Annotated in this window: 21 protein-coding genes; 4 read left to right on the forward strand and 17 right to left on the reverse strand. The window is 52.2% G+C overall.

The features are described from left to right. Positions 1-60 precede the first annotated feature (60 nt). On the reverse strand, positions 61-2,697 hold the full coding sequence (gene gyrA / locus A9B99_RS04950) for a DNA topoisomerase (ATP-hydrolyzing) subunit A (protein WP_064595145.1): 2,637 nt from the start codon (positions 2,695-2,697) through the stop codon (positions 61-63). A gap of 158 nt (positions 2,698-2,855) precedes the next feature. Here gyrA and ubiG point away from each other — a divergent pair, with 158 nt between their 5' ends. The 4 genes from ubiG (at position 2,856) to yfaE (ending at position 7,721) form a co-directional block, all read left to right on the forward strand. After that, a complete protein-coding gene (gene ubiG, locus A9B99_RS04955; protein WP_064595147.1) occupies positions 2,856-3,587 on the forward strand; it encodes a bifunctional 2-polyprenyl-6-hydroxyphenol methylase/3-demethylubiquinol 3-O-methyltransferase UbiG in 732 nt (243 codons plus the stop codon). A gap of 342 nt (positions 3,588-3,929) precedes the next feature. Continuing rightward, the gene (gene nrdA / locus A9B99_RS04960; protein WP_064595149.1) at positions 3,930-6,215 is read left to right on the forward strand and encodes a class 1a ribonucleoside-diphosphate reductase subunit alpha; all 2,286 of its coding nucleotides are present in this window, start codon (positions 3,930-3,932) and stop codon (positions 6,213-6,215) included. Between the two features lie 115 nt (positions 6,216-6,330). Continuing rightward, complete coding sequence (gene nrdB, locus A9B99_RS04965) at positions 6,331-7,461, forward strand: class Ia ribonucleoside-diphosphate reductase subunit beta (RefSeq protein ID WP_036115937.1); 1,131 nt, start codon at positions 6,331-6,333, stop codon at positions 7,459-7,461. Between the two features lie 2 nt (positions 7,462-7,463). Beyond that, complete coding sequence (yfaE, locus tag A9B99_RS04970; protein ID WP_064595151.1) at positions 7,464-7,721, forward strand: class I ribonucleotide reductase maintenance protein YfaE; 258 nt, start codon at positions 7,464-7,466, stop codon at positions 7,719-7,721. A gap of 118 nt (positions 7,722-7,839) precedes the next feature. Here yfaE and A9B99_RS04975 read toward each other — a convergent pair whose 3' ends face one another. From A9B99_RS04975 to nuoI, 16 genes are all read right to left on the reverse strand, one after another. Continuing rightward, positions 7,840-9,048: a nicotinamide mononucleotide deamidase-related protein YfaY gene (locus A9B99_RS04975; protein WP_064595153.1), complete on the reverse strand. Its 1,209-nt coding sequence runs from the start codon at positions 9,046-9,048 to the stop codon at positions 7,840-7,842. Positions 9,049-9,185: 137 nt separating this feature from the next. After that, the gene (locus tag A9B99_RS04980; RefSeq protein WP_064595155.1) at positions 9,186-9,725 is read right to left on the reverse strand and encodes a YfaZ family outer membrane protein; all 540 of its coding nucleotides are present in this window, start codon (positions 9,723-9,725) and stop codon (positions 9,186-9,188) included. Positions 9,726-9,861: 136 nt separating this feature from the next. Continuing rightward, the gene (gene menE / locus A9B99_RS04985; RefSeq protein WP_064595157.1) at positions 9,862-11,226 is read right to left on the reverse strand and encodes an o-succinylbenzoate--CoA ligase; all 1,365 of its coding nucleotides are present in this window, start codon (positions 11,224-11,226) and stop codon (positions 9,862-9,864) included. Next, positions 11,223-12,188, reverse strand: a complete 966-nt coding sequence (gene menC / locus A9B99_RS04990) for an o-succinylbenzoate synthase (RefSeq protein WP_064595159.1) — start codon at positions 12,186-12,188, stop codon at positions 11,223-11,225. Before menC ends, menE begins: the two co-directional genes overlap by 4 nt. Continuing rightward, positions 12,189-13,046 carry a 1,4-dihydroxy-2-naphthoyl-CoA synthase gene (gene menB, locus A9B99_RS04995; RefSeq protein ID WP_064595161.1) on the reverse strand — a complete coding sequence of 286 codons (858 nt, stop codon included), beginning with the start codon at positions 13,044-13,046 and terminating at the stop codon, positions 12,189-12,191. After that, positions 13,043-13,822 carry a 2-succinyl-6-hydroxy-2,4-cyclohexadiene-1-carboxylate synthase gene (gene menH, locus A9B99_RS05000; RefSeq protein ID WP_064595162.1) on the reverse strand — a complete coding sequence of 260 codons (780 nt, stop codon included), beginning with the start codon at positions 13,820-13,822 and terminating at the stop codon, positions 13,043-13,045. The genes menB and menH overlap by 4 nt, the downstream gene beginning before the upstream one ends. Continuing rightward, positions 13,819-15,492 (reverse strand): 2-succinyl-5-enolpyruvyl-6-hydroxy-3-cyclohexene-1-carboxylic-acid synthase, encoded by a 1,674-nt coding sequence (gene menD, locus A9B99_RS05005; protein WP_064595560.1) that lies wholly within the window; start codon positions 15,490-15,492, stop codon positions 13,819-13,821. The genes menH and menD overlap by 4 nt, the downstream gene beginning before the upstream one ends. 81 nt (positions 15,493-15,573) lie before the next feature. Beyond that, positions 15,574-16,860, reverse strand: a complete 1,287-nt coding sequence (gene menF / locus A9B99_RS05010; RefSeq protein ID WP_064595164.1) for an isochorismate synthase MenF — start codon at positions 16,858-16,860, stop codon at positions 15,574-15,576. Between the two features lie 138 nt (positions 16,861-16,998). Further along, entirely contained in the window at positions 16,999-17,232 is a 234-nt protein-coding gene (locus tag A9B99_RS05015; RefSeq protein ID WP_064595166.1) for a hypothetical protein, read from the reverse strand. 46 nt (positions 17,233-17,278) lie between these two features. Beyond that, entirely contained in the window at positions 17,279-17,749 is a 471-nt protein-coding gene (locus A9B99_RS05020) for a GNAT family N-acetyltransferase (protein WP_064595168.1), read from the reverse strand. Positions 17,750-17,995: 246 nt separating this feature from the next. After that, positions 17,996-19,453: an NADH-quinone oxidoreductase subunit NuoN gene (gene nuoN, locus A9B99_RS05025; RefSeq protein WP_064595170.1), complete on the reverse strand. Its 1,458-nt coding sequence runs from the start codon at positions 19,451-19,453 to the stop codon at positions 17,996-17,998. Between the two features lie 6 nt (positions 19,454-19,459). Continuing rightward, positions 19,460-20,989: an NADH-quinone oxidoreductase subunit M gene (nuoM, locus tag A9B99_RS05030; protein ID WP_064595172.1), complete on the reverse strand. Its 1,530-nt coding sequence runs from the start codon at positions 20,987-20,989 to the stop codon at positions 19,460-19,462. Positions 20,990-21,134: 145 nt separating this feature from the next. Further along, positions 21,135-22,973 carry an NADH-quinone oxidoreductase subunit L gene (gene nuoL / locus A9B99_RS05035; protein WP_064595174.1) on the reverse strand — a complete coding sequence of 613 codons (1,839 nt, stop codon included), beginning with the start codon at positions 22,971-22,973 and terminating at the stop codon, positions 21,135-21,137. Next, positions 22,970-23,272 (reverse strand): NADH-quinone oxidoreductase subunit NuoK, encoded by a 303-nt coding sequence (nuoK, locus tag A9B99_RS05040; RefSeq protein ID WP_036115971.1) that lies wholly within the window; start codon positions 23,270-23,272, stop codon positions 22,970-22,972. Before nuoK ends, nuoL begins: the two co-directional genes overlap by 4 nt. Beyond that, positions 23,269-23,823 (reverse strand): NADH-quinone oxidoreductase subunit J, encoded by a 555-nt coding sequence (gene nuoJ / locus A9B99_RS05045; protein WP_064595176.1) that lies wholly within the window; start codon positions 23,821-23,823, stop codon positions 23,269-23,271. Before nuoJ ends, nuoK begins: the two co-directional genes overlap by 4 nt. Before the next feature lie 10 nt (positions 23,824-23,833). Beyond that, positions 23,834-24,376: an NADH-quinone oxidoreductase subunit NuoI gene (gene nuoI, locus A9B99_RS05050; protein ID WP_064595178.1), complete on the reverse strand. Its 543-nt coding sequence runs from the start codon at positions 24,374-24,376 to the stop codon at positions 23,834-23,836. Positions 24,377-24,378 lie beyond the last annotated feature (2 nt).

The raw sequence follows: 24,378 nt of genomic DNA on the forward strand, positions 1-24,378 counted from the left end.
GTCGCAATGGCAAAGAAAAAGGGCCGGTTACCCGGCCCTTCATAATGTGATGATTTCAGATTAATCTTCACTGTCATCGGCAACATCATCATCCTGTTCCGCTTCCGGCGCAATGTCATCATCGCCTTCTGCTACAGAACCATCAATGCTGTCGAGTTCTTCGTCGTCTACTGGTTCAGCAACACGTTGCAGACCCACGACATGCTCATCTTCCGCCGTGCGAATCAGAATCACGCCCTGAGTATTACGGCCCACAACGCTGATTTCAGAAACGCGTGTACGCACCAGCGTACCGGCATCGGTGATCATCATAATCTGGTCAGCGTCATCAACCTGAACAGCACCAACGACTTCCCCATTACGTTCGGTCACTTTGATAGAGATAACCCCCTGAGTCGCACGGGACTTAGTCGGGTACTCTTTCTCACCGGTACGTTTACCGTAACCGTTTTGGGTAACTGTCAGAATGGCGCCTTCACCGTGTGGCACAATCAGTGATACCACGCTGTCTTTGTCTGCCAGCTTGATACCACGCACACCGGTGGCAGTACGGCCCATGGCACGTACTGCGTCCTCTTTAAAGCGCACCACCTTGCCAAACGCAGAGAACAACATGACTTCGTCGTCTTTCTGAGTCAGGTTCACACCAATCAGTTCATCGCCTTCGTTAAGGTTCACGGCGATAATACCTGCACTACGTGGGCGACTGAACTCAGTCAGCGCGGTTTTCTTCACAGTACCACTCGCAGTCGCCATAAAGACATTCACGCCTTCTTCGTATTCGCGCACAGGCAAAATCGCGGTAATACGTTCGTCCTGCTCCAGTGGCAACAGGTTGACGATTGGCCTGCCACGCGCGCCACGGCTTGCTTCCGGCAATTGGTAGACTTTCATCCAGTACAGACGGCCCCGGCTGGAGAAGCACAGGATTGTGTCATGAGTATTGGCGACCAGCAGGCGGTCAATAAAGTCTTCTTCTTTAATTCGGGCAGCAGATTTACCCTTACCACCACGGCGCTGCGCTTCATAATCTGACAGCGGCTGGTATTTCACATATCCCTGATGCGACAGCGTAACGACAACATCTTCCTGATTAATAAGATCTTCAATGTTGATGTCGGCACTGTTGGCAGTGATTTCTGTGCGACGTTCGTCACCGAACTGGTCGCGAACGGCTTCCAGCTCTTCACGGATAACTTCCATCAGGCGCTCTGCGCTGGACAGGATATAGAGCAACTCAGCAATTTGATCCAGCAGCTCTTTGTACTCATCGAGCAGTTTTTCATGCTCAAGGCCAGTCAGTTTTTGCAGGCGCAAATCAAGAATTGCCTGAGCCTGTTGCTCGGTCAGGTAGTATTTCCCGTCATGCACCCCAAACTGCGGTTCCAGCCATTCCGGGCGGGCTGCGTCATCACCAGCACGTTCCAGCATCGCAGCCACATTACCCAGATCCCATGCATGCGCCACTAACGCCGCTTTCGCTTCAGCCGGTGTTGGAGCATGGCGAATCAACTCGATAACTGGGTCGATATTCGCCAGCGCAACAGCCAGTGCTTCAAGGATATGTGCACGGTCGCGCGCTTTACGCAGTTCATAGATGGTACGGCGAGTCACTACTTCACGGCGGTGACGCACAAAGGCTTCAAGAATATCTTTCAGCGGCATTATCTTCGGCTGGCCATGGTGCAATGCCACCATGTTGATCCCGAAAGACACCTGCAACTGGGTTTGTGAGTAAAGGTTGTTCAGCACCACTTCACCCACAGCATCGCGTTTGACTTCAATAACAATACGCATCCCGTCTTTATCAGACTCGTCGCGCAGTGCACTGATGCCTTCAACACGTTTCTCTTTCACCAGCTCGGCAATTTTTTCAATCAGGCGCGCTTTGTTCACCTGATAAGGAATTTCATGCACGATAATGGTTTCGCGGCCAGATTTTGCATCGGTTTCCACCTCTGCTTTGGCGCGAATATAAATTTTCCCGCGCCCTGTGCGATACGCTTCTTCAATACCGCGACGGCCATTAATAATTGCTGCGGTCGGGAAATCCGGACCGGGGATGTGTTCCATCAACCCTTCAACGGTGATGTTTTCATCCTCAATATACGCCAGACAGCCGTTAATCACTTCTGTCAGGTTATGGGGAGGTATGTTAGTTGCCATCCCCACCGCAATCCCGGAAGAACCGTTAACCAGCAGGTTCGGGATTTTGGTTGGCATAACATCGGGAATTTTTTCTGTTCCGTCATAGTTGTCCACGAAGTCGACTGTTTCTTTATCAAGATCAGCCATTAACTCATGGGCAATTTTCGCCAGACGAATTTCTGTATAACGCATGGCCGCGGCGGAATCGCCATCGATAGAACCAAAGTTCCCCTGGCCATCGACCAGCATATAACGCAACGAAAATGGCTGCGCCATACGAACAATGGTGTCATACACTGCAGAATCACCATGGGGATGGTATTTACCGATAACGTCACCGACGACACGGGCGGATTTTTTATAGGCTTTATTCCAGTCATTGCCCAACACGTTCATCGCGAACAATACGCGACGGTGTACAGGCTTGAGGCCATCACGGACATCTGGCAATGCGCGGCCGACAATAACCGACATGGCATAATCCAGATATGAGCTTTTCAGCTCTTCCTCAATATTGACCGGTGTAATTTCTCTGGCAAGGTCGCTCATCTGACCGCTATCCCTCTACTGTATCCCGGATTCAAAGGTCGCAAATTATAACACACTCCCGCAGTCTCAGGGAAACTTGTCTGACGGGCGTAGCGCTTTATTCATCTCGCCAGGCTGTTATACTCGGCAGCACCTATTGATGAGGAGTTCTGGCGTCCATGAATGACGAAAATACCCCGGTGTCGCTCAATGTTGACCACAACGAAATAGCTAAATTTGAAGCCATCGCTTCACGCTGGTGGGATCTGGAAGGCGAGTTCAAACCCCTTCACCGGATTAACCCTTTACGCCTGGGCTATATCAATGAACGCAGTGGCGGTGTGTTCGGTAAAAGAGTGCTGGATGTCGGGTGTGGTGGTGGCATTCTGGCAGAGAGCATGGCACGGGAAGGCGCAACAGTAACCGGGCTGGATATGGGGGGGGAACCGCTACAGGTTGCCCGACTGCACGCGCTGGAAAGCGGTATTCAGGTTGATTACCGCCAGGAAACCGTTGAAAACCATGCTGCCGCGAACCCTGGTGCTTATGATGTTGTCACCTGCATGGAGATGCTGGAACATGTGCCGGACCCACAATCTGTGGTGCAGGCCTGCGCGCGCCTCGTCAAACCGGGCGGCCATGTTTTCTTTTCCACTATTAACCGTAATGGTAAAGCCTGGCTGATGGCAGTGGTAGGTGCTGAATACGTGCTGCGCATGGTGCCCAAAGGCACCCACGATATTAAGAAATTTATCAAACCTGCAGAACTGATCCACTGGCTCAGTAACACCGGTTTGCGTGAACGCCATATGACCGGTTTGCATTACAACCCGTTGACGGATCATTTCCGCCTGGCACCGGGTGTTGATGTTAACTATATGTTGCATACAACCACCAGCAGCGCAGTCTGAGATAAGTTTTTGCTATTAAAAATTGCGCAACATCAAGTTGCGCAATTTACTTCACGAGCAAGAAACCAACATTCAGTCATTTTTTTAAAAAAAGTTACTCCAGCTTGACATCCCCTTCAGCCCTTACCATTCGGGCATTCTTACCTGTTCAGCGAAGATGAACCTCAATTTTTCGGCAAAATCAACTCTTGAGATTGAAAGATTCCTTACTAGAATACTCACCATATAGTGATTCAGTTATCCCATACCCCCAATATATAGTATTTATCCACAAAGTTAGCCACAAGGCTGCGTTGTGGATAAGCGGGGGATATTTTTATTTCACGGACAGGTAAACCCCACATGAATCAGAGTCTGCTGGTAACGAAACGTGATGGCCGTACAGAGCGCATCAATCTGGACAAAATTCATCGTGTCCTCGACTGGGCGGCAGAAGGCTTGCACAACGTTTCAGTTTCACAAGTTGAACTGCGTTCCCATATCCAGTTTTATGACGGTATCCGCACTTCAGATATCCATGAAACGATTATCAAAGCAGCCGCGGACCTGATTTCTCGCGACGCCCCGGACTACCAGTATCTCGCTGCCCGTCTGGCTATTTTCCACCTGCGTAAAAAAGCGTTTGGCCAGTTCGAACCGCCCAAACTCTACAACCATGTAGTAAAAATGGTTGAAATGGGTAAATACGACACTCATCTGCTGGAAGACTACACGGAAGAAGAGTTCCAGCAGATGGACGGTTTTATCGACCACTGGCGCGATATGACCTTCTCTTACGCGGCTGTAAAACAGCTGGAAGGGAAATACCTGGTGCAAAACCGCGTTACCGGTGAAATTTATGAAAGCGCCCAGTTCTTGTACATTCTGGTTGCGGCCTGCCTGTTCTCACGTTATCCGCGCGCTACTCGCCTGGACTACGTAAAACGTTTCTATGACGCAGTCTCGACTTTCAAGATTTCACTGCCAACACCAATTATGTCTGGTGTGCGTACCCCTACACGCCAGTTCAGCTCCTGTGTGCTGATTGAGTGTGGTGACAGCCTCGACTCTATCAACGCAACATCCAGCGCCATTGTTAAGTATGTGTCTCAGCGTGCAGGTATTGGTATTAATGCGGGCCGCATTCGCGCACTGGGTAGCCCGATTCGTGGTGGTGAAGCATTCCATACCGGGTGCATCCCGTTCTATAAGCACTTCCAGACAGCCGTGAAATCCTGTTCTCAGGGTGGTGTGCGTGGTGGTGCAGCCACACTGTTTTACCCGATGTGGCACCTGGAAGTTGAAAGCCTGCTGGTGTTGAAAAACAACCGTGGTGTGGAAGGTAACCGTGTTCGCCACATGGACTATGGTGTTCAAATTAATAAACTGATGTACACCCGTTTGCTGAAAGGTGGCGATATCACTCTTTTCAGCCCGTCTGATGTGCCCGGGTTGTACGACGCCTTCTTTGCAGACCAGGATGAGTTCGAACGCCTGTACACCCAGTATGAGAACGACGACAGCATTCGCAAACAACGCGTTAAAGCGGCGGAACTGTTCTCTCTGATGATGCAGGAGCGTGCTTCCACTGGCCGTATCTACATCCAGAACGTCGACCACTGCAACACGCACAGCCCGTTTGATGCGACAGTTGCGCCAGTGCGCCAGTCTAACCTGTGTCTGGAAATTGCGCTGCCAACCAAACCGCTGAATGACGTCAATGACGAAAACGGCGAAATTGCGCTGTGTACACTGTCCGCGTTTAACCTGGGTGCAATCAACAGCCTGGATGATTTGGAAGAGTTGGCGGTTCTGGCAGTTCGTGCACTGGATGCCCTGCTGGATTACCAGGATTACCCCATCCCGGCAGCCAAACGTGGTGCCATGGGCCGTCGCACTCTGGGTATTGGCGTGATTAACTTCGCTTATTACCTGGCAAAACATGGCGTGCGCTACTCCGATGGCAGTGCCAACAATCTGACGCACAAAACCTTCGAAGCCATTCAGTATTACCTGCTGAAAGCATCAAATGAGCTGGCGAAAGAGCAAGGCGCATGCCCGTGGTTCAACGAAACCACCTACGCCAAAGGTATTCTGCCGGTTGACACCTACAAAAAAGACCTGGATGCGATTTGCAACGAACCACTGTATTATGACTGGGAAAGCCTGCGTGAATCGATTAAAACCCATGGTCTGCGTAACTCAACGTTGTCTGCTCTGATGCCGTCAGAAACGTCATCACAGATTTCCAATGCCACCAATGGTATTGAACCGCCACGCGGGCATATCAGTGTTAAAGCGTCGAAAGACGGTATTCTGCGCCAGGTGGTGCCAGATTATGAACAACTGAAAGACAAATACGAATTGCTGTGGGAAATGGCAGGTAACGATGGCTACCTGCAACTGGTTGGGCTAATGCAGAAATTTATCGACCAGTCTATTTCTGCCAATACCAACTATGACCCATCACGTTTCCCGTCAGGAAAAGTGCCCATGCAGCAATTACTGAAGGATTTGCTCACCGCCTATAAATTTGGTGTCAAAACCCTTTACTATCAGAACACCCGTGACGGTGCTGAAGATGCCCAGGACGACCTGGCACCCAGCATTCAGGACGACGGTTGCGAAAGCGGCGCGTGTAAGATTTAACCCAGAGGCAGGCCGGCACCCCGGTCTGCCTGTTTCCCTTTTCACGCGGTAAAGGGCCCGTTTAGAACAGCGAAACGGCACTCAGACAATGGTGGCGTTTTACAGGACAATGTTTATGGCATACACCACATTTTCACAGAAGAAAAATAACCCGCTCAACGAACCCATGTTTTTTGGTCAGCCCGTTAACGTTGCACGCTATGACCAGCAGAAATATGACATTTTCGAAAAACTGATTGAGAAGCAATTGTCATTTTTCTGGCGGCCAGAAGAAGTGGATGTGTCACGCGACCGCATCGATTTCCAGGCGTTACCGGAACACGAAAAACACATATTTATCAGCAATCTGAAATACCAGACACTGCTGGATTCTATTCAGGGTCGCAGCCCTAACGTTGCGTTGCTGCCACTTATCTCAATTCCTGAACTGGAAACCTGGGTAGAAACCTGGGCATTTTCTGAAACGATCCATTCCCGTTCATACACTCACATCATTCGTAATATCGTCAATGACCCGGCGGTGGTGTTTGATGACATCGTAGAAAACGAAGAGATAATCAAACGCGCCAAAGACATCTCCACCTATTACGACGGGCTGATTGAGCTGACCAGCTACTGGCACTTGCTGGGCGAAGGCACTCACACTGTGAATGGTAAAACCGTTACGGTGAACCTGCGCGAATTGAAGAAAAAGCTTTATATGTGCCTGATGAGTGTGAACGCACTGGAAGCCATTCGCTTTTATGTCAGTTTTGCCTGCTCATTCGCCTTTGCTGAACGCGAACTGATGGAAGGCAACGCGAAGATCATTCGCCTGATTGCCCGCGACGAAGCACTGCACCTTACCGGGACTCAGCATATGCTGAACCTGATGCGTAGCGGCGAAGACGACCCGGAAATGGCTGAAATTGCCGAAGAGTGCCAGCAGGAAAGCTATGACCTGTTTGTTATGGCGGCGCAGCAGGAAAAAGACTGGGCGAACTACCTGTTCCGCGATGGCTCAATGATTGGCCTGAACAAAGACATTCTGTGCCAGTATGTTGAGTATATTACCAATATCCGTATGCAGGCTGTTGGGCTGGACTTGCCATTCCAGACACGCTCCAACCCGATCCCGTGGATCAACACATGGCTGGTGTCGGACAACGTACAGGTTGCGCCTCAGGAAGTTGAAGTCAGCTCTTATCTGGTTGGGCAGATAGATTCACAAATCGATGCTGATGACCTGAGTAACTTCCAGTTATAACTATGAGCAACCGTATTACCTTGCATCAGTCTGGCCGCCAGTTAGAGTGCCGTGACGACCACCCTTCACTGCTGGCCGCACTGGAATCGCATAAGGTGGCTGTAGAGTATCAGTGCCGGGAAGGGTATTGCGGCTCGTGTCGTATGCGCCTTCTGGCAGGACAGGTCAAATGGCTGACTCAACCGCTGGCGTTTATACAGCCTGGGGAAATTTTACCTTGTTGCTGCAAAGCACAAGGGGATGTGGAAGTGGATTGCTGAATCTCACCTGACTCACCGCCGTAACGGCGGCTGCGGCTGCATAACACGAAAGGGAAAACATTGTTTTCCCTTTTCTATTTCCACTTTCAGTTGCCAGAAACACTGCTCACAATGATGCTCAGGCTGGATGTGTCAGTTGCTCTTCAATATGGATCCAGCCATGTTCTGCGCTCACATCCCAGCCATTTAACCAGCGGCGCAGCATATTCATTGCCAGCATCGCACAGACAGCCTGGCGGGTTTCCACACTATGACGGCGCCCGGACCAGTTAACCCGCAACCCAACCGTTTTATCAGGTGTATGCAATGCCAGATTTTGCATATTGTCAGCATCAATTGCGCCAGTCACCAGCGCCAGAGAACTGCCCTGCTGTTCAGCCAGTTGCCGGGCACTCTGAACGCAGCCTGCCAGGCTCTCTGGTGCAGAAGAAGGTAAAACTTGCCCCTGAACCACCGCCACCCCGGCATTGGTCAACTGCCAGCACAGCATGCCGGCGGTAAACTGTTCACTCAGTGCCAGGGTCAGATGTTGCTCCTGTAACCGCATGGCAAGCTGTGCAGGTAATCCTTCGGTTCCTTCAAAAATCAGGCTTTCGCCCACCACATCACGAATTTTCTGCCAGGCCTGCTGCATGCCTGTACGCTGTGCAGAAGGGCCAGTCAACTTCAGTTCGATAATCGGCATTGAAGAGCGGTAACCCAGTACCACGCCTTCTGGTAATGGCAGGGGGTCCAGTTGCTGGGCGAGATCGCTTTCAGAACGGCCAAATGTGGTCATACGCAGGCACAACGGCATTTCAATGCTGGGGTAACGCTTGCGCAGGCGCGGTAAAATTTCCTGTTCAACCATCTGCTTAAATTCAGAAGGAACCCCTGGCGTGAAAAAAATCAGGCAACGGTTAAGCTGCATGGCAAACCCGCAGGCAGTCCCAACCGGGTTATCAATCATTTCGCTGCCCGCCGGGATCATCGCCTGCTTGCGGTTACTGGGTGCCATTGGCCTGCCGCGCTCTGCAAAGAAACGCGCCATATGCGCCAGCCACTCTTCATGGATAACCAACTCTGTACCCGCAGCTTTCGCGGCAGCTTCCGCACTCAGGTCGTCACTGGTTGGCCCCAGGCCACCGTTGACTATCAGGATATCCGCCTCGTGGCTGCGCGCCTGCAGTATCGCCACCAGGTCGGCAAATTTATCCCCGACAGTCTGGCGACGTGTCATAGGGAACCCCTGTTCAAATAAGAAATCAGCAAGCCAGGATGCATTGGTATCGACTATCTGCCCATACAGCACTTCATCGCCGGTAGAGAGCATTTCCACATTTAACATCGATATACTCCAGTGGGAGGGAAGCCACCACTATAGCGCAGTGGTTTGGCAAATACACAGATACACCAGTTTCACCTTACGCCGCGCACAAGTTGTTACGCGGCATAAGGTTTGTGGGGAAAGTGACTGAAGGGGGATTAAAACGCCGCACTGACACCCAGATACGGGCCATCAATAATCGTATTCCGGTTGTCGTTCCGGTCTTTCAGGCTCATATAGCGATAACCTGCTTCAACCGTTAACGGGCGGAACACCATCCAGCGGCCACCTGCCTGCACTTCCTGATAGGAATCAATACGTGAAGCAAAAGCATCTGGCGCGTAATAATACTGCCCGAAGACAGAGACGTGGCTCATGACCGGTACACTAAGACCTCCGCCAATTCCCAGCGCGTAACCTGTTTTCCCGTGGTCAGGCTTGATATACAGCCCCTTGCCACCCAGAGTTACCATTGCCGGGCCAACGGGCAGGTTGTAGCCCAGCCCCAGGTCAGCGATATAACCATTGTCATTATGACGGGTCCAGTCACCACTGAGCGCCACGCCACTGGTGGAAGTCCCCATACCCACACCAATGCTGGTGTATTTATGCCCGGCCTGGCCGTAAATCCCTATGGCACTGGCTGAGCCAGATACTGCAAAAAGCCCACCGACTGCCAACAATAGATACTTATTCATTTTGTTTTCCTGAATTCAGATACCTGGCAAATTAACCTGTTGAAGCACAAAGCGGATTTTACCCGCTGGAAGGCGACATTCAAGACGGAAATTTGGTGCTTTCTCAACAGAATGTAACAAGCACGCCCTGGGGTGTTTATTGTTGTTCTGCAACCCACTGCATCACGGCGTTACGGGCAATTTTAATGCCGCCCTGGCGTAATACATCTGGCAACAGTAACCACTGAACGGGTTGCTGGAAACGTGCCAGTTTATCCCGAACCCAGTCACTTAATGTTACCAGCGCGCTGGCATCAACCAGTTCCACAACAGCTACCGGACGATGCCCAAATTCTTCATCGGCACGGGGTACAACGATGACCTGCTGAACCTGTGGATGCGCCATGATAACCCGCTCAACTTCTTCCGGTTGAATGCTTTCTCCACCACTGAAAAAGAGATTATCGAGCCGCCCGTGTATGGTGAGCGTGTTACCGGTGTAAGTTCCCCGGTCACGGGTGGCAAACCACCCCGCTGAGTTCAACAGTGGCAGTAAATGGCCCTGATGCCAGTAACCGGCCGCCAGACTGTCACCCCGTAACCAGACTTCATTATCCACAATGCATACCTCGCGGCCTGCTAATGGTTGCCCGACATCCCCGCGGCCATTGGCACGTTTTGCTGTCACTGTTGAAGCCATTTCAGTCATGCCATAGCCGCACCAGCAGGCAATACCTCTCTGTTGCGCTTCATCGGTTAATGCGACAGGAATTGCAGCCCCGCCCAGTAGTACCGCTTTTAAATTACCCAATGAAACCGGATTATCGGCCAGTAAGCGCCACAACTGAGTAGGAACCAGAGATGCATGCGTACACCCCTGCAATGCCTGGGGCAACGGCTGGTCAGGGCGCAGGGCCATGGCAGCCCCGGTTGCCAGCCAGCGCCATAAAATACCCTGGCCGGAGACATGAAACAGTGGCAGTGACAGTAACCAACAGTCATCACGCTCAAACGACATCAGTGCAGTTACGCCCCTGGCGCTGGCAAGTTGTGCGGTTGCCGTGTGTACAGCGGCCTTTGGTAGCCCGGTAGAGCCAGATGTCAGAGTCATGGAGACAAAGCGCTCTGGTTGCCACGGTTCTGCCCACTCCCCAGTCAGTGGCTGGTAATGTAAAACAACCGGACCGGGCACCGCATCACAGTCAAAACTCAGAGCAAAATGAATGGATAACGATGGGATAAGGGCTTCCAGCAAGGTATCCGGCAGTTGCGGGTTGAGCGGCAACACCCGGGCGCCACATTGCAACAGCGCCAGCCAGCTTAATAATAACGGCATACTGTTGCGACCACGCAGGGCAACGCCCATTCCAGCATTCACTCCCTGGTGATGAAAGCTGGTCGCCAGGTTATCCACAAGGTTTGCCAGTTGCTGCCAGCTTATTTCACCATGTTGAGTTTGCAACGCGACTTTTTGCGGCACAAAGCGCGCCCAGTGCCGCCAGGGGTAATTTGCCAGCGTCATTGCACCAACTCCAGCTCAGACGGGCTGACTAGCGGCAATGTGCTTCCCGGCCAGGGGCGTAATAACTGAGCCTGCATTAAAGAGAGCGTGTCCAGCCCCGGAGTCATTTGGGGCGTCAACCATGCAGCGATGCGCGCCAGTTGTGTTAGCCCAAGGCTTGATTCAATCGCCGAACTGATTATCACGTTCATACCACACGCATGAGCCTGATTAACCCATGCCTGTACCTGTTGCAGGCTGCCAGTTAGTGACGGTTTAATGACCACAGTGTTGACTTCCGGACACGGGCTTATCGCCACATGTCCGTCGCGCAGGCTTTCATCCCACGCCAGCTTAATGCCGGTTTCCCGGGCAAAGGCCAGTGATAACTCAGGGGTTTTACAAGGCTCTTCAAAAAAAGCAATTCGCGAGCGTAACGCTTCTGGCACATACCGGGCAAACTGTGCGGCTTTTTCCGCAGACCAGCTCCGGTTGGCATCCAGACGCAACCAGAGATCCGGAATAGCATCCAGCAATAAGCTGACCACCATACCATCGCGTACCGCTTCATAGAGGCCCACTTTTATTTTGGCTTCTTTACGGCCAGGTAACCCCTGCAACAGCGAAAATAACGCATCCGGGTCACCGGTACACAGTGGCACCGAGTGGTAATTTGCCTCCTCAGGCAGTTCACCAGACAACTCCGCCAGTGCGCAACTCAACCCAAAAGCAACCGAAGGTTGTGCCGGAAGTTCAGAAGCCTGCCCTGCCTGCCAGCCAGATAACCAGCGCAGCGCAGCAGCCTGCGCTTCTTCGAGGCTTTCTGTACTCAGGCCGGGCAATGGGGCAATTTCTCCCCATCCCCGTTGATTGCCTTCACACAGTTCAACCACAAACCCTTCACGCATTTTCAGCCTGCGGTCACGAATCACCACTCCAGTGTCCATGGGAATGGTGTAACGCCAGAGTTGTGCCTGTCGCATTTACGGGTTCCGTTTAAATTTCGTGAAATCAGGCTGGCGCTTCTGGTTGAATGCATTGCGCCCTTCCTGGCCTTCTTCCGTCATGTAAAACAGCATCGTGGCATTACCCGCCAGCTCCTGTAACCCGGCCTGACCATCGCAGTCAGCATTCAACGCTGCTTTCAGACAACGTAATGCCATCGGGCTGTTTTTCAACATTTCGCGGCACCAGCGCACTGTCTCTTTTTCAAGACTTTCCAGCGGAACAACTGTATTGACCAGCCCCATATCCAGCGCCTGCTGTGCATCGTACTGACGGCACAAAAACCAGATTTCGCGCGCTTTTTTCTGGCCGACAATACGTGCCATATAAGATGCGCCCCAGCCGCCATCAAACGAACCAACTTTTGGCCCGGTCTGGCCAAAAACAGCATTTTCAGCCGCAATGGTGAGGTCGCACATCAGGTGTAACACATGCCCGCCACCAATGGAGTAACCAGCAACCATCGCCACGACAGGTTTCGGGCAGGTACGGATTTGGCGTTGAAAATCCAGCACATTCAGGTGGTGCACACCAGAGTCGTCTTTATAACCACCGTAATCGCCGCGCACTTTTTGGTCGCCACCCGAACAAAATGCTTTATCGCCTTCCCCGGTCAGCACAATAACACCAATATTATCGTCATAACGCGCATCAGCCAGGGCCTGAATCATCTCTTTAACGGTCTGCGGGCGAAAGGCGTTACGCACTTGCGGGCGGTTAATGGTGATTTTCGCTATCCCCTCTGCCGATTTGTGGTAGCGGATATCGTCGTAACCTTCAGAGCAGTCCTGCCAGGATATGGGGGCATACAGTTCTTGTTCATCGGGGTAAATCATGGCTGTTCCTCAGAATAGTGAGTCAAAATATCAATAACACACTGGCAATATGCCGCCGGGTTTTCCCGGTGGGCATTGTGCCCGGCATGTTCAATGAGATGAGAAGGCGCGCCCAATGCCCGGGCGATAGCCTGAAATTTTTGGTCTCTCGCGCCACACAGATAATGGAACGGAACGGGCAGTGCTGCTAATGCGTCGCCCAGCCAGGGCTGGCGCCCTAACGACAGGTTGTCAAGGACGCTGGCAAGCGCATCAGGCTTATTGCCAGCACGCTCCTGAATTAATTGCGCGCGAACTGTATCAGAAAGTGAAGCAAATACTGGCTGGCGATACCAGGCATCCAGTACCTTATCCAGAGGCTCAGATATAAACCGCAGAGCCCAGCGCTGGTCTGCTTCAATACGTTGCAACCGCGACGTCTGGTCTGCAAGCCCGGGGTTACCGCCTTCAACAATAATCCCTTCCAGGCCTGCGGGCCGCTGGCAGGCCGTGTACATAGCCAGCCTGCCCCCCAGTGAATACCCTATAAGCCAGTACCGCGTAATATTCCGCTCCGCCAGCGTATGGGTCAGTTGCGTGAAGAACTCAGCGAACCCTTGTGTGGTAATTCCCTGAGATGCGCCATGACCGGGTAAATCAAGGTAGAGTTGTGGCCAGCGAGTAAACGCATTACGGGTCGCCTGCCAGTCATATGCTGAACCAAGGAAACCATGCAGCCAGACCAGATACGTTCGCTGAGGCTGTTCTCCCGGTATAATCTGCCCGGCGAGCTTCATTGCTGGCTGGCCCGGGCAACCAGTTTTTGTAACATCGCGGCGCCTTCTGCTTCTGGTACCTTCAGTTCAATCACTGTTGCTACCGCTGGCCCGGACCAGCACTGTTTCAGGCACCCGGCTAACTCCTCAAGTGACTGCGGTGCAATATATGGCAGGCCAAATAACGCAGCAGCATGGCGAAAATCTACATTCTGCGGCATGGCATAGAATTCGCTTCTTACTTCTGCCGGGGTGGGAAGCAGAGAAAAAATTTGCCCACCGTTGTTATTTACCACCACCAGGGCAACCGGAGCCGGGCTGGCTCTTAACAACGCCAGTGAGTTAAGGTCATACAGTGCGGATAAATCCCCCAGCACAGCAAGCGTTGGCCTGCAGGTTGCCCGTGAAACCCCCGCAAGGGTTGCTACCAGGCCGTCAATACCGCTGGCTCCCCGGTTGCCGTAGACAGGGTAACCACAAGGGAGTTGTGCCAATGCATCCACCAGACGCACCGATAAACTGTTACCAATAAACAACTGACCTTTTTCCGGTAATAGCCGGGGCAAACTCTTCGCCAGCCCCGCTTCGCCCGAAGCCGGAATTTCTTTTTCCACGGCCACTGCCGCCTGCTGCACATAAGCCCGGAGCGCTTCTGCCCAGCCAACCTGCTTGTGTGCCGGGTGTAAATCAAGCCAGGCTTCAACAGTTGCCTGGATACGCCGCCCACGGTGATGCCCCGGGTCAAGCCGCCCGGGTAAAGGGTCCACCAGCCACCAGTTATCCTGATGACCGCTGGCCTGCCACTGGAGCAGGCGTTTACTGGTAAGGCTCGCACCAAATTGCACAACGATACGCGCCTGTTCCAGTACCTGGAGCGCACCCGGGTTAGCAAGCCAGAGGTCAGCATGAGGCAACGGTTGCCCGGTGTGGGACTGGACATCACTAATCAACGGCCAGCCGAGCGTACTGGCCCAGTTAGCCACTCGCTCCCCTTCCTGAGCAGTCATCCTGCCCGCAATGACCACCCCTTTTTTCTGCCGCCAGCTATGCCAGTCAGGCTGTTGTGTGATACCGCCTGATGCGGTGTAGACTTGCCAGGGTTTTTCACCCTGCCACCAGTTTCCCAGTGCCTGCTGCCAGGTAAGGCCGGTATCGTCCATTTCGCCATATAAAGGCTCTGCAAATGGGCAGTTGATATGCAGCGCACCATGGCGCAACACGCCCATTTCGCTGTCAATGGCACTGGCTAACCAGCGTGCCGGAATGGATTCTGTGGGACGAGGTAAATTCAGCGTGGCGGCAGGGTGTGCGCCATAAATACCTGGCTGAACAATAGCCTGGTTGGCGCCACAATTAATTAATTCCGGCGGTCTGTCAGCGGTCAGTACCACCAGTTTTTCCCCCGTCAGGCCCGCTTCAATTACCGCAGGATAAATATTTGCTACCGCGGTTCCTGAAGTCACAATAACGGCGACTGGTGTACCACTGGCTTTGGCAAGACCAAGCGCAAGGTGACCCAACCCACGTTCATCAAAATGGGTATGAAAAACAAACCCCGATGTTTGAGTGGCAGCCAGTGTCAGTGGTGTGGAACGGGAACCCGGAGCAATACACACATGCCGGACTCCATTATGGTGTAATGCCTGCAAAATGACGGCAGCCCAGCGCCGGTTGAACGTGCTTAACGACATAACTTGACCCACATTAGCATTTGCAAAAAAGTATAGCGTCAGCAAACCCGCAGACATTGATATACATCGGCTTATCCGCTTTCAGCTGAACAATGAACGTAATGCCGCCACTTTATTTTCAATTTCCTGCCATTCTTCAGCCGGGTCTGACTGCGCGACAATACCCGCACCAGCATAAAGCCTGACTTTATCGTACTGAACCAGCGCAGAGCGAAGTGCCACACAAAACCCAGCGCTTGCCAGGCTGAGATAACCAGCAGACCCGGCATACCAGCCCCGGTTGAAAGGTTCATGTGCATGAATAAAGGCCAGCGCATCTTTGCGTGGCAACCCAGCGACAGCCGCTGTGGGTTGTAGTTGCATCAGGCATGCAGTGTCATCTGCATGGTTGAGGGTGGCAGTGATGGCCCGGTGTAAGTGCTGTACTTTACGCAGGCGGATCACCTGCACAGGCTCCACATCAATCTGCCCGGCTACGGCCTGCAACCGCTGGCAAATATCTTCCACAACCAGCCAGTTTTCATGCTGATTCTTTTTATCTTTCAGCAACCACTGGCTTTGTTGATCTGCCTTACTGTCATCGGCATCACGGCCAACCGTTCCGGCCAGGGCTTCGGTTGATAACTGCCGCCCCGCCCTGTGCCACAGGCGTTCGGGTGAAGAGCCCAAAAAAGCCTTGTGGGAGTCAAAAGCCATATAAAAGTGATAACAGTGGCTATTATGCTGCCGGCTTGCATGCATTAGCCACGCGGGAGACATGGGCCGGGAGAGTTGCATATCTGTTGCCCGCGCCAGCACCACTTTGTCGAAGCGTTTTCGGCCAATCGCCTGTGTCGCCTCAGTTACAAGGCCAGTCCACTGATCTTTTTCAGGCAGATGCACCTGCTCACAGACTCGTGCCGCCAGTGCAGGGATTGCGGTTGCCGGGCATAAACCGGACAACCACGATTCAGCCTCTTGTGCGGCTTCACGCAGGCTGCTTTCACTGTATAAGTTAAGGATTAACCGGGTCTGTGTGCCCTGACGTTGCCAGGTCAGGCGTGGGAGAAACAACTGCCCTTGTTGCGGGTTAAATGCATTGAGCCCCCACAGGCGTAGTTCCGGGTATTCAGGAAAGCGGGAAAGAAAACTCTGCCCTTCAGCCAGAGAGGTGAAGGTGCGCAATGCATACAATACGGCGTATTCTTCATGGCCATCACGGTGCTGCCAGTAAAACTGTGGCCAGCAAGTCTGGCTATTCAGCCAGCATAGCGGGTCCTGGCTATCGGCAAGGCTCAGATGAACCGACAATATTCTTACACCGGGTGTGTCGGGAAGTTCTTCACATAACGCTCGCTGCAACGCCTTTACCGCCTGTGTCAGTTCCATTTTCTGTCCCGCCACGTAAAAACCCCAAATTATACGTGGTCGGAACAGAAAGAGAATGCTGTGAGGCAATTTGGCTACCCAAAAAATGCGGTTACAGAAATGGGGTTATCGCTATGTGAGTAAATGCCCTGGCAGGCTTTATACATAATGGCTGAATGACAGACTCTGTACATCCGGAGGAAGGGGAATCGCTTTGCGAATATGCAGTTGCCGTTGCAGGCGGCCAAGCTGAGCATCGGCCCGCACCAGTAGCAAAGCATATCCGGTTTCAGACCAGCTATCAGGGTAATTCAGCAAAGTCGTAATACACTGGCTCAGGCCTGTAATATTTTGCCGGGCACGGATAACCCGCCGTTGAAGATCGTCGCTCATATGGCGCGCTCACTTTATTTATTTTCCCAGAGTCTGTTTACTATAGTTAACCCTGGTCATTTTGTATATTTTTTATCCATACCATACCGCGATGGGGGATATCATCTTCAAGGTATACATCGGTGATCGGCTCAAAGCCAAATTGCTGGTAAAAATGCTGCAAGTGTGCCTGCGCACTGAGATAAGGGGCAACATCCGGCCAGTGTTGCTGGCATGAAACCATAACGTGTTCCAAAAGCTGGTTACCCAACTTTTGCCCCCGGCAGGCAGGGTCAACTATCACGCGCCCAATCACCAGCGGGTGATGCCTGTCGCTGGTAAGAATTCGGGCGTAAGCCACCAGCTTGCCACCCTGCCAGCCAAGAATATGGCGGTTTTCACCCGATAAATCTTCCCCGTCGACATCCAGGTACGGGCAGTTTTGCTCGACAACAAATACTGCGCAACGCAGATGAAGCAGTGCATATAACTGCGGTACAGTCAGTTCTGAATGGTGTAAGTCCTGCCAGGTTAGCATGCTGTTCTCCCACAATATTTCCGATAAAAAAACCGCCGTTGCCGGCGGTTTAATATTGATGAAAAAGAAGGAAAAAGCGTGGTTTTTCCTTCTTTTTAGTTAGCAGTCGAAAATCAATGAATTGATTTTCCTGGTTTTTTATTGGATGACATCCTCTCGTTCTGTGCGGACATGAGGTTTGTTATCAGACTCAAAAACCGCCGTTGCCGGCGGTTTAATACGGGTAGACCTGTTGTAATACAATGATTACATCAAAGGCTGGGCCAGTTGCACAAGACTAATCAGCGGTTGCGGCCAAATCCCTAACAGCAACACCAGAACAGCAGAGATCAGTACCACAATCCCCCCGGCAGTGAACGCCCAGTTAGATGGGGTATCACGAGCGGGTTGCTGCGGTTTGGACAAGTAGAGGCTGACAGTAACGCGCAGGTAGTAGTACAGGCCTATCGCACTCCCCACCACTACAGCGCCTGTCAGCCACCACAGGTGCGCATGCACACCCACAGCAAGGATATAGAACTTACCGATAAAGCCCAGAGTCATTGGGATCCCGGCCAGGGAAAGCATCATGACAGTCATCACTGCTGCCAGGACAGGACGGTGCCAAAACAGACCACGGTAGGAATACAGGGTATCCGCATCCGGGCCACGGTAAGGGCTGGACATCAGGCTGACAATACCAAACGCGCCCAGGCTGCTGAACAGGTAACCGGTCAGGTAGACACCTACAGCCTCCATGGAGACCTCGCCACTGTGCAGCGCAATCAATGCCACCAGCAAGTACCCCAGGTGGGAAATAGATGAATAACCGAGCAGGCGTTTAATATTGGTCTGACTAAGCGCCATCAGGTTACCGAACAGGATAGAGGCAAATGCGATTATCCCCAGAACAATACGCACCGCTTCGCTGTTACCCATTGGTGCATACAGGAACAGGCGCATCACCACACCAAAAATGGCAATTTTACTGGCGGTCGCCAGGAAGGTAGACACCGGCGCAGGCGCACCCTGATAAACATCAGGCGTCCACAAGTGGAACGGTACCAGCGACAATTTGAAACCTAACCCGACAATCATCAGGCCAAGCCCGGCCAACAACAGTGGTTCATGAAGCATGCTGTCATTGAGGCTCTTGCCAATACTGACAAAAGACAGGCTGCCAGACTCCGCATACAACAGCGCAATACCAAACAACAGGAAAGACGATGCCGCAGCAGACATAATGGTGTATTTGATACTGGCTTCAAGTGAGCGTTTTTGCCGGTATGCATAGCCAATCAGGCCAAATAATGGCAGAGAAATCAGCTCGATACCGATAAACAGTGAAGCCATATGATTAGCGCAGGACAGTAAAATCCCACCCATCGCGGCAATCAAAACCAGTAAGTAAAACTCTTCACGGTTATCCGGATAACCCTGCAACCAGGGATAAGCAAAGGTACAAGTCGCCAGACTTGCCGCCAGCACCAGCCCGGTGTAGAGCGCAGCGTAACCATCGACACGCAACAGTGGCGTGATATCCATCGCGCCGACCTGGGTAGAAAACCACAATGAGACCAGTGCGGCATTCAGCCCGATTACAGATAACGTGGCATTAAGAAAGTGGTCGCGTCGCCACGCAATGGAGAGCATCACAACCACCACTGTCAATCCGACGATCAACAGCGGCAGCAGCGCGATCAGTTGTTGAGCAGTTATTGTCATGGCGAATTACGGCCTTGTAGTTGAAATAGAACTGGTAAACCACTGCTGGATATTACTCACAGCAGCGTGTGAGGTATCCAGAACCGGTTGCGGGAAGAACCCAAGCAGCAGCAGGAGCGCGACCAGCAACAAAATAATAAATAATTCCCGCATCGACAGGCCAGGCATCGGCTTACGTGCCGCTTCACTTTTCGCCTGCCCAAAATAGGCACGGTGCAGCATCGCCAGCGAGTAAACTGATGCGAACACCAGGCCAAAGGTGGAGATAACCGTAATAACCGGCACCACATGGTAGCTACCGAACAGGATCATAAATTCGCCAACGAAGTTACCCGTTCCCGGTAATCCCAGAGTGGCGACAGCAAAGAACATAGACAACGCCGGCAACCAGCGAATGTTACTCCACAGCCCGCCCATCAAACGCATATCACGAGTGTGCATTCTCTCGTAAATCTGACCACACAGGATGAACAACCCGGCAGCAGACAAACCATGGGCAATCATCTGCACCACAGCGCCCTGATAAGCCAACTGACTGCCGGAATAGATAGCAATCATCACGAAGCCCATATGGGACACCGAGGTGTAAGCGATAAGGCGTTTGATATCTGTCTGGGTGAATGCCATCCACGCACCGTAGAAAATACCAATCACCCCAAGCCACATGGCGACAGGCGCAAACTCAGCTGATGCGTTAGGGAACAATGGCAGAGAGAAACGCAATAAACCGTAAGCTGCGGTTTTCAGCAGGATCCCCGCGAGGTCAACAGAACCCGCAGTAGGTGCCTGAGAGTGGGCATCCGGTAGCCAGCCATGCAGTGGAACCACTGGCATTTTAACCGCAAAGGCAATGAAGAAGCCGAGCATCAACAGCCATTCCACGGTGTGCGACATCGGCGTGTGCAACAGTTCGGTGTAGTTGAACGTCCAGACACCGGTCGCATTGTAGTGCACCAGCACCAACGCCAGAATAGCTATCAGCATCACCAGGCCGCTTGCCTGGGTATAGATGAAGAATTTGGTGGCTGCGCTGATACGTGTCTTCCCGTCGGAGGCTTTATGGCCCCACAGAGCTATCAGGAAGTACATGGGAACCAGCATCATTTCCCAGAAGAAGAAGAACAGGAACATATCAATCGCCAGGAAGACGCCGATCACGCCGCCCAGTATCCACATCAGGTTGAGGTGGAAGAAGCCCTGATATTTTTCAATTTCATTCCAGGAACACAGTACCGCCAAAACACCCAGCAGCGAGGTCAGCACCACCATCAGCAATGACAGCCCATCCAGCGCAAGGTGAATGGAAATGCCAAAGCGTGGGATCCACGGCATGGAAAATTCAGATTGCCACTGTGGCAACCCTGTTGCCTGAGTGAGTGAATAACCGCCTTGCAGCCAGAGTTGCAACGACAGCGCGAGTGTCAGCCCCATGGTAATCAACGCTATCCAGCGCGGTGTACGAACGCCAAAACGCTCGGTCTGCCAGCACAGGAAGCCGCCGATAAAGGGAATGAGTATTAGCCAGGGTAATAACATGGCAATTTATTTCCTTATTGATCTATCTGATGGTGAGACTGTGTTGCCACACACCATGCATTGCACGCAGTCACGCCATAAGAACAGGAAAAACAGCACAACATAATTTTCAGGGAAACAGGTTTCTCCGCTCCCCTGATATCCATTAATGCAACACCATCAGCAGTGCCAGTACCACAACAGCACCGATGCTCATCGATGCAACATACCAACGTAAATGACCGCTTTCGCTTAACAGCAAACCTCTGCCTGCAAAACGCGACAATATTGCCGGGATGTTCATCAATGCGTTCAGTGGGTCTCGTTGCAGCAACCAGCCAATTGCTTTAAATGGCTTGACGAAAATGGCGTCATATAACCAGTCGAAGCCCCACGCATGGAACCACCATGTGCTGAAGAGACGCCCCGGTGCGCTTTTGGCAATCGCACTGACCAGCGTACGTTTACCCAACCACAGCCAGGCAGCAATCAGGATGCCGATAATCGCAACGGCCCCGGAGGCCATTTCCAGTGTTGTTTTTCCTGCATGCCCCAAATCGCTTTCCGGCAACACGCCAGCCAGCGGTGGCGTAATTAATGCTCCCACGAAAGTAGACAGCACCAGCAACACCAGCAACGGCAAGTGGTGGGTGATGCCTTTCCCGGCATGAGCATGAATTTTTTCTTCGCCATGGAACACGATGAAGATCATACGGAAGGTATAAATTGAGGTGAGGAATGCCCCAACCAGCCCGGCCAGCATCAGGTTCTGGTGACCACTGGCAAGAGCGCCCCACAGAATCTCATCTTTACTGTAGAAACCTGCGGTAATCACAGGCAACGCAGACAACGCCGCGCCACCAACCAGGAAGCAGACATAAACCAGTGGAATCGACTTACGTAAGCCGCCCATTTTGAAGATGTTCTGTTCGTGGTGACATGCCAGGATAACAGAGCCTGAAGACAGGAACAGTAACGCTTTAAAGAACGCGTGGGTCATCAGGTGGAAAATCGCCGCATCCCATGCCTGTACCCCAAGAGCCAGGAACATATAACCAATCTGACTCATGGTTGAATAAGCCAGCACACGTTTGATATCCGTCTGCACCAGGGCAGCAAACCCCGCCAGTACCAGAGTCACTGCACCAACGATACCCACCAGGTGAAGTACTTCTGGCGTCATCAGGAACAGCCCATGGGTACGGGCAATCAAATAAACCCCGGCGGTTACCATGGTTGCTGCGTGGATCAGCGCGGAAACTGGGGTTGGGCCCGCCATGGCATCAGCCAGCCATGTCTGCAACGGCAACTGTGCTGATTTACCCACAGCACCACCCAGCAGCATCAACGTTGCCCACTGCAACATCGTGTTGCCCGCGGCAAAGTGTTGCGGTGCCAGTTCCACCATTTCGCGGAAATTCAGCGTACCGAGTTCGTTATAGAGAATGAACAGCGCGAAAGCCAGGAACACGTCGCCCACGCGGGTAACGATAAAGGCTTTCATGGCTGCCGCTCCATTTTTCGGGTCGGTATAGTAGAAGCCAATCAGCAGGTAAGAGCACAGCCCCACCCCTTCCCAACCCAAATACATCAGCATCAGGTTATCGGCCAGAACCAGAATCACCATGCTGGCAATAAACAGGTTGGTATAGGCAAAAAAGCGTGAATAGCCTTCTTCACCACGCATATACCAGGAAGCGAACATATGGATAAGGAAGCCAACCCCGGTTACGACAGACAGCATCGTCAGTGACAGGCCATCCAGCACCAGGTTGAAAGCGACAGTAAAATTACCGACCGACATCCAGGTCCACAAAGGTAAAGTAAATGCCTGTTTACCGTGGTTGAAGAAATCCATCCCCACCCAGGCGGTCACTAAAGCGGCAAGACCAACAGAGCCAACCCCTACCGTCGCCGACAGGTTTTCTGACCAGCGCCCACGAGAAAAGGCCAGTAATACATAGCCAAGCAGTGGCAGGAAAAAAGTTAACCAAAGCAGATTCATCCGCGCATCTCACTTACTGAATCGATATTCAGATTCTGGCGACGACGATGGAGCTGCAACAGCAGCGCCAGACCGATACTGGCTTCCGCCGCAGCAAGGGTAATTGCCAGGATGTACATGACCTGCCCTTCCGGCTGCCCCCAATAACTGCCTGCCACGACAAATGCCAGGGCGGCAGCGTTGATCATTACTTCAAGACTAATCAGCATGAACAGCAGGTTACGACGAATCATCAACCCGGTCAGGCCAAGGACAAAGAGAATGGCCGCGAGAATGAGCCCATGTTGTAGCGGTATCATGCGCGTTCCTCCGATTTTCTTGTTGCCATGTCACCAGAGCGGTTACTGAGTACTTCGCCCTGACGCTCTTCCCGGCCAATATGGAAGGCAACAACCAGTCCGGCCAGCAGCAACATGGATGCCAACTCAACAGCCAGAACGTATGGGCCAAATAAAGCAATGCCGACCTGTTTGGCGTTAATAGCCACGCCATTAATGCCTTGATCATTCAGGCCTGTAATGCCTTTTATGATGACAAACAACAGCACCGCGCTCAGAATGCCCGGGCCAATCCACAATTGAGGTTTGAGCCAGGCGCGTTCTTGTTCCACAACCGAGTTGCCGAGATTAAGCATCATCACCACGAATACGAACAACACCATAATGGCGCCCGCGTAAACGATGATTTCCAGTGCACCGGCAAAATAAGCGCCCATGGAGAAAAACACACCGGCAATAGATAACAACGACACAATCAGATACAACAATGCGTGCACCGGATTGGTATGCGTGATCACCCTCAGGGTGGTCAGGATGGCCACAAGGGCACAAACATAAAATGAAAATTCCATTCCCGACTCCTTAAGGTAACAGGCTCTTGACGTCGATAGGTTTGGCTTCGTTTTCCGCCTGGCCTTTATCTTTTCCGTCAATTGCCATACCGGCCATACGATAGAAGTTATATTCCGGATATTTACCCGGCCCGGAAATCAACAAATCTTCTTTTTCGTACACCAGGTCCTGACGCTTGAATTCACCCAGCTCAAAATCCGGCGTCAACTGAATCGCGGTTGTAGGACAGGCCTCTTCACACAGGCCGCAAAAGATGCAGCGTGAAAAGTTGATACGGAAAAATTCCGGATACCAGCGACCATCTTTCATCTCTGCTTTTTGCAGGGAGATACAACCTACCGGGCAGGCTACCGCACATAAGTTACAGGCAACGCACCGCTCTTCACCATCCGGGTCACGGGTAAGCACAATGCGCCCACGGTAACGGGGTGGCAGATAAACCGGCTCTTCTGGATACATCCGGGTTTCACGCTTAGCAAAAGCATGCATCCCTATCATCCAGATACTGCGCAGTTGGGTGCCGAAACCAACCACTAATTCTTTCAATGTCATGG

Source organism: Mangrovibacter phragmitis (assembly GCF_001655675.1).
Classification (GTDB): Bacteria; Pseudomonadota; Gammaproteobacteria; order Enterobacterales; family Enterobacteriaceae; genus Mangrovibacter; species Mangrovibacter phragmitis.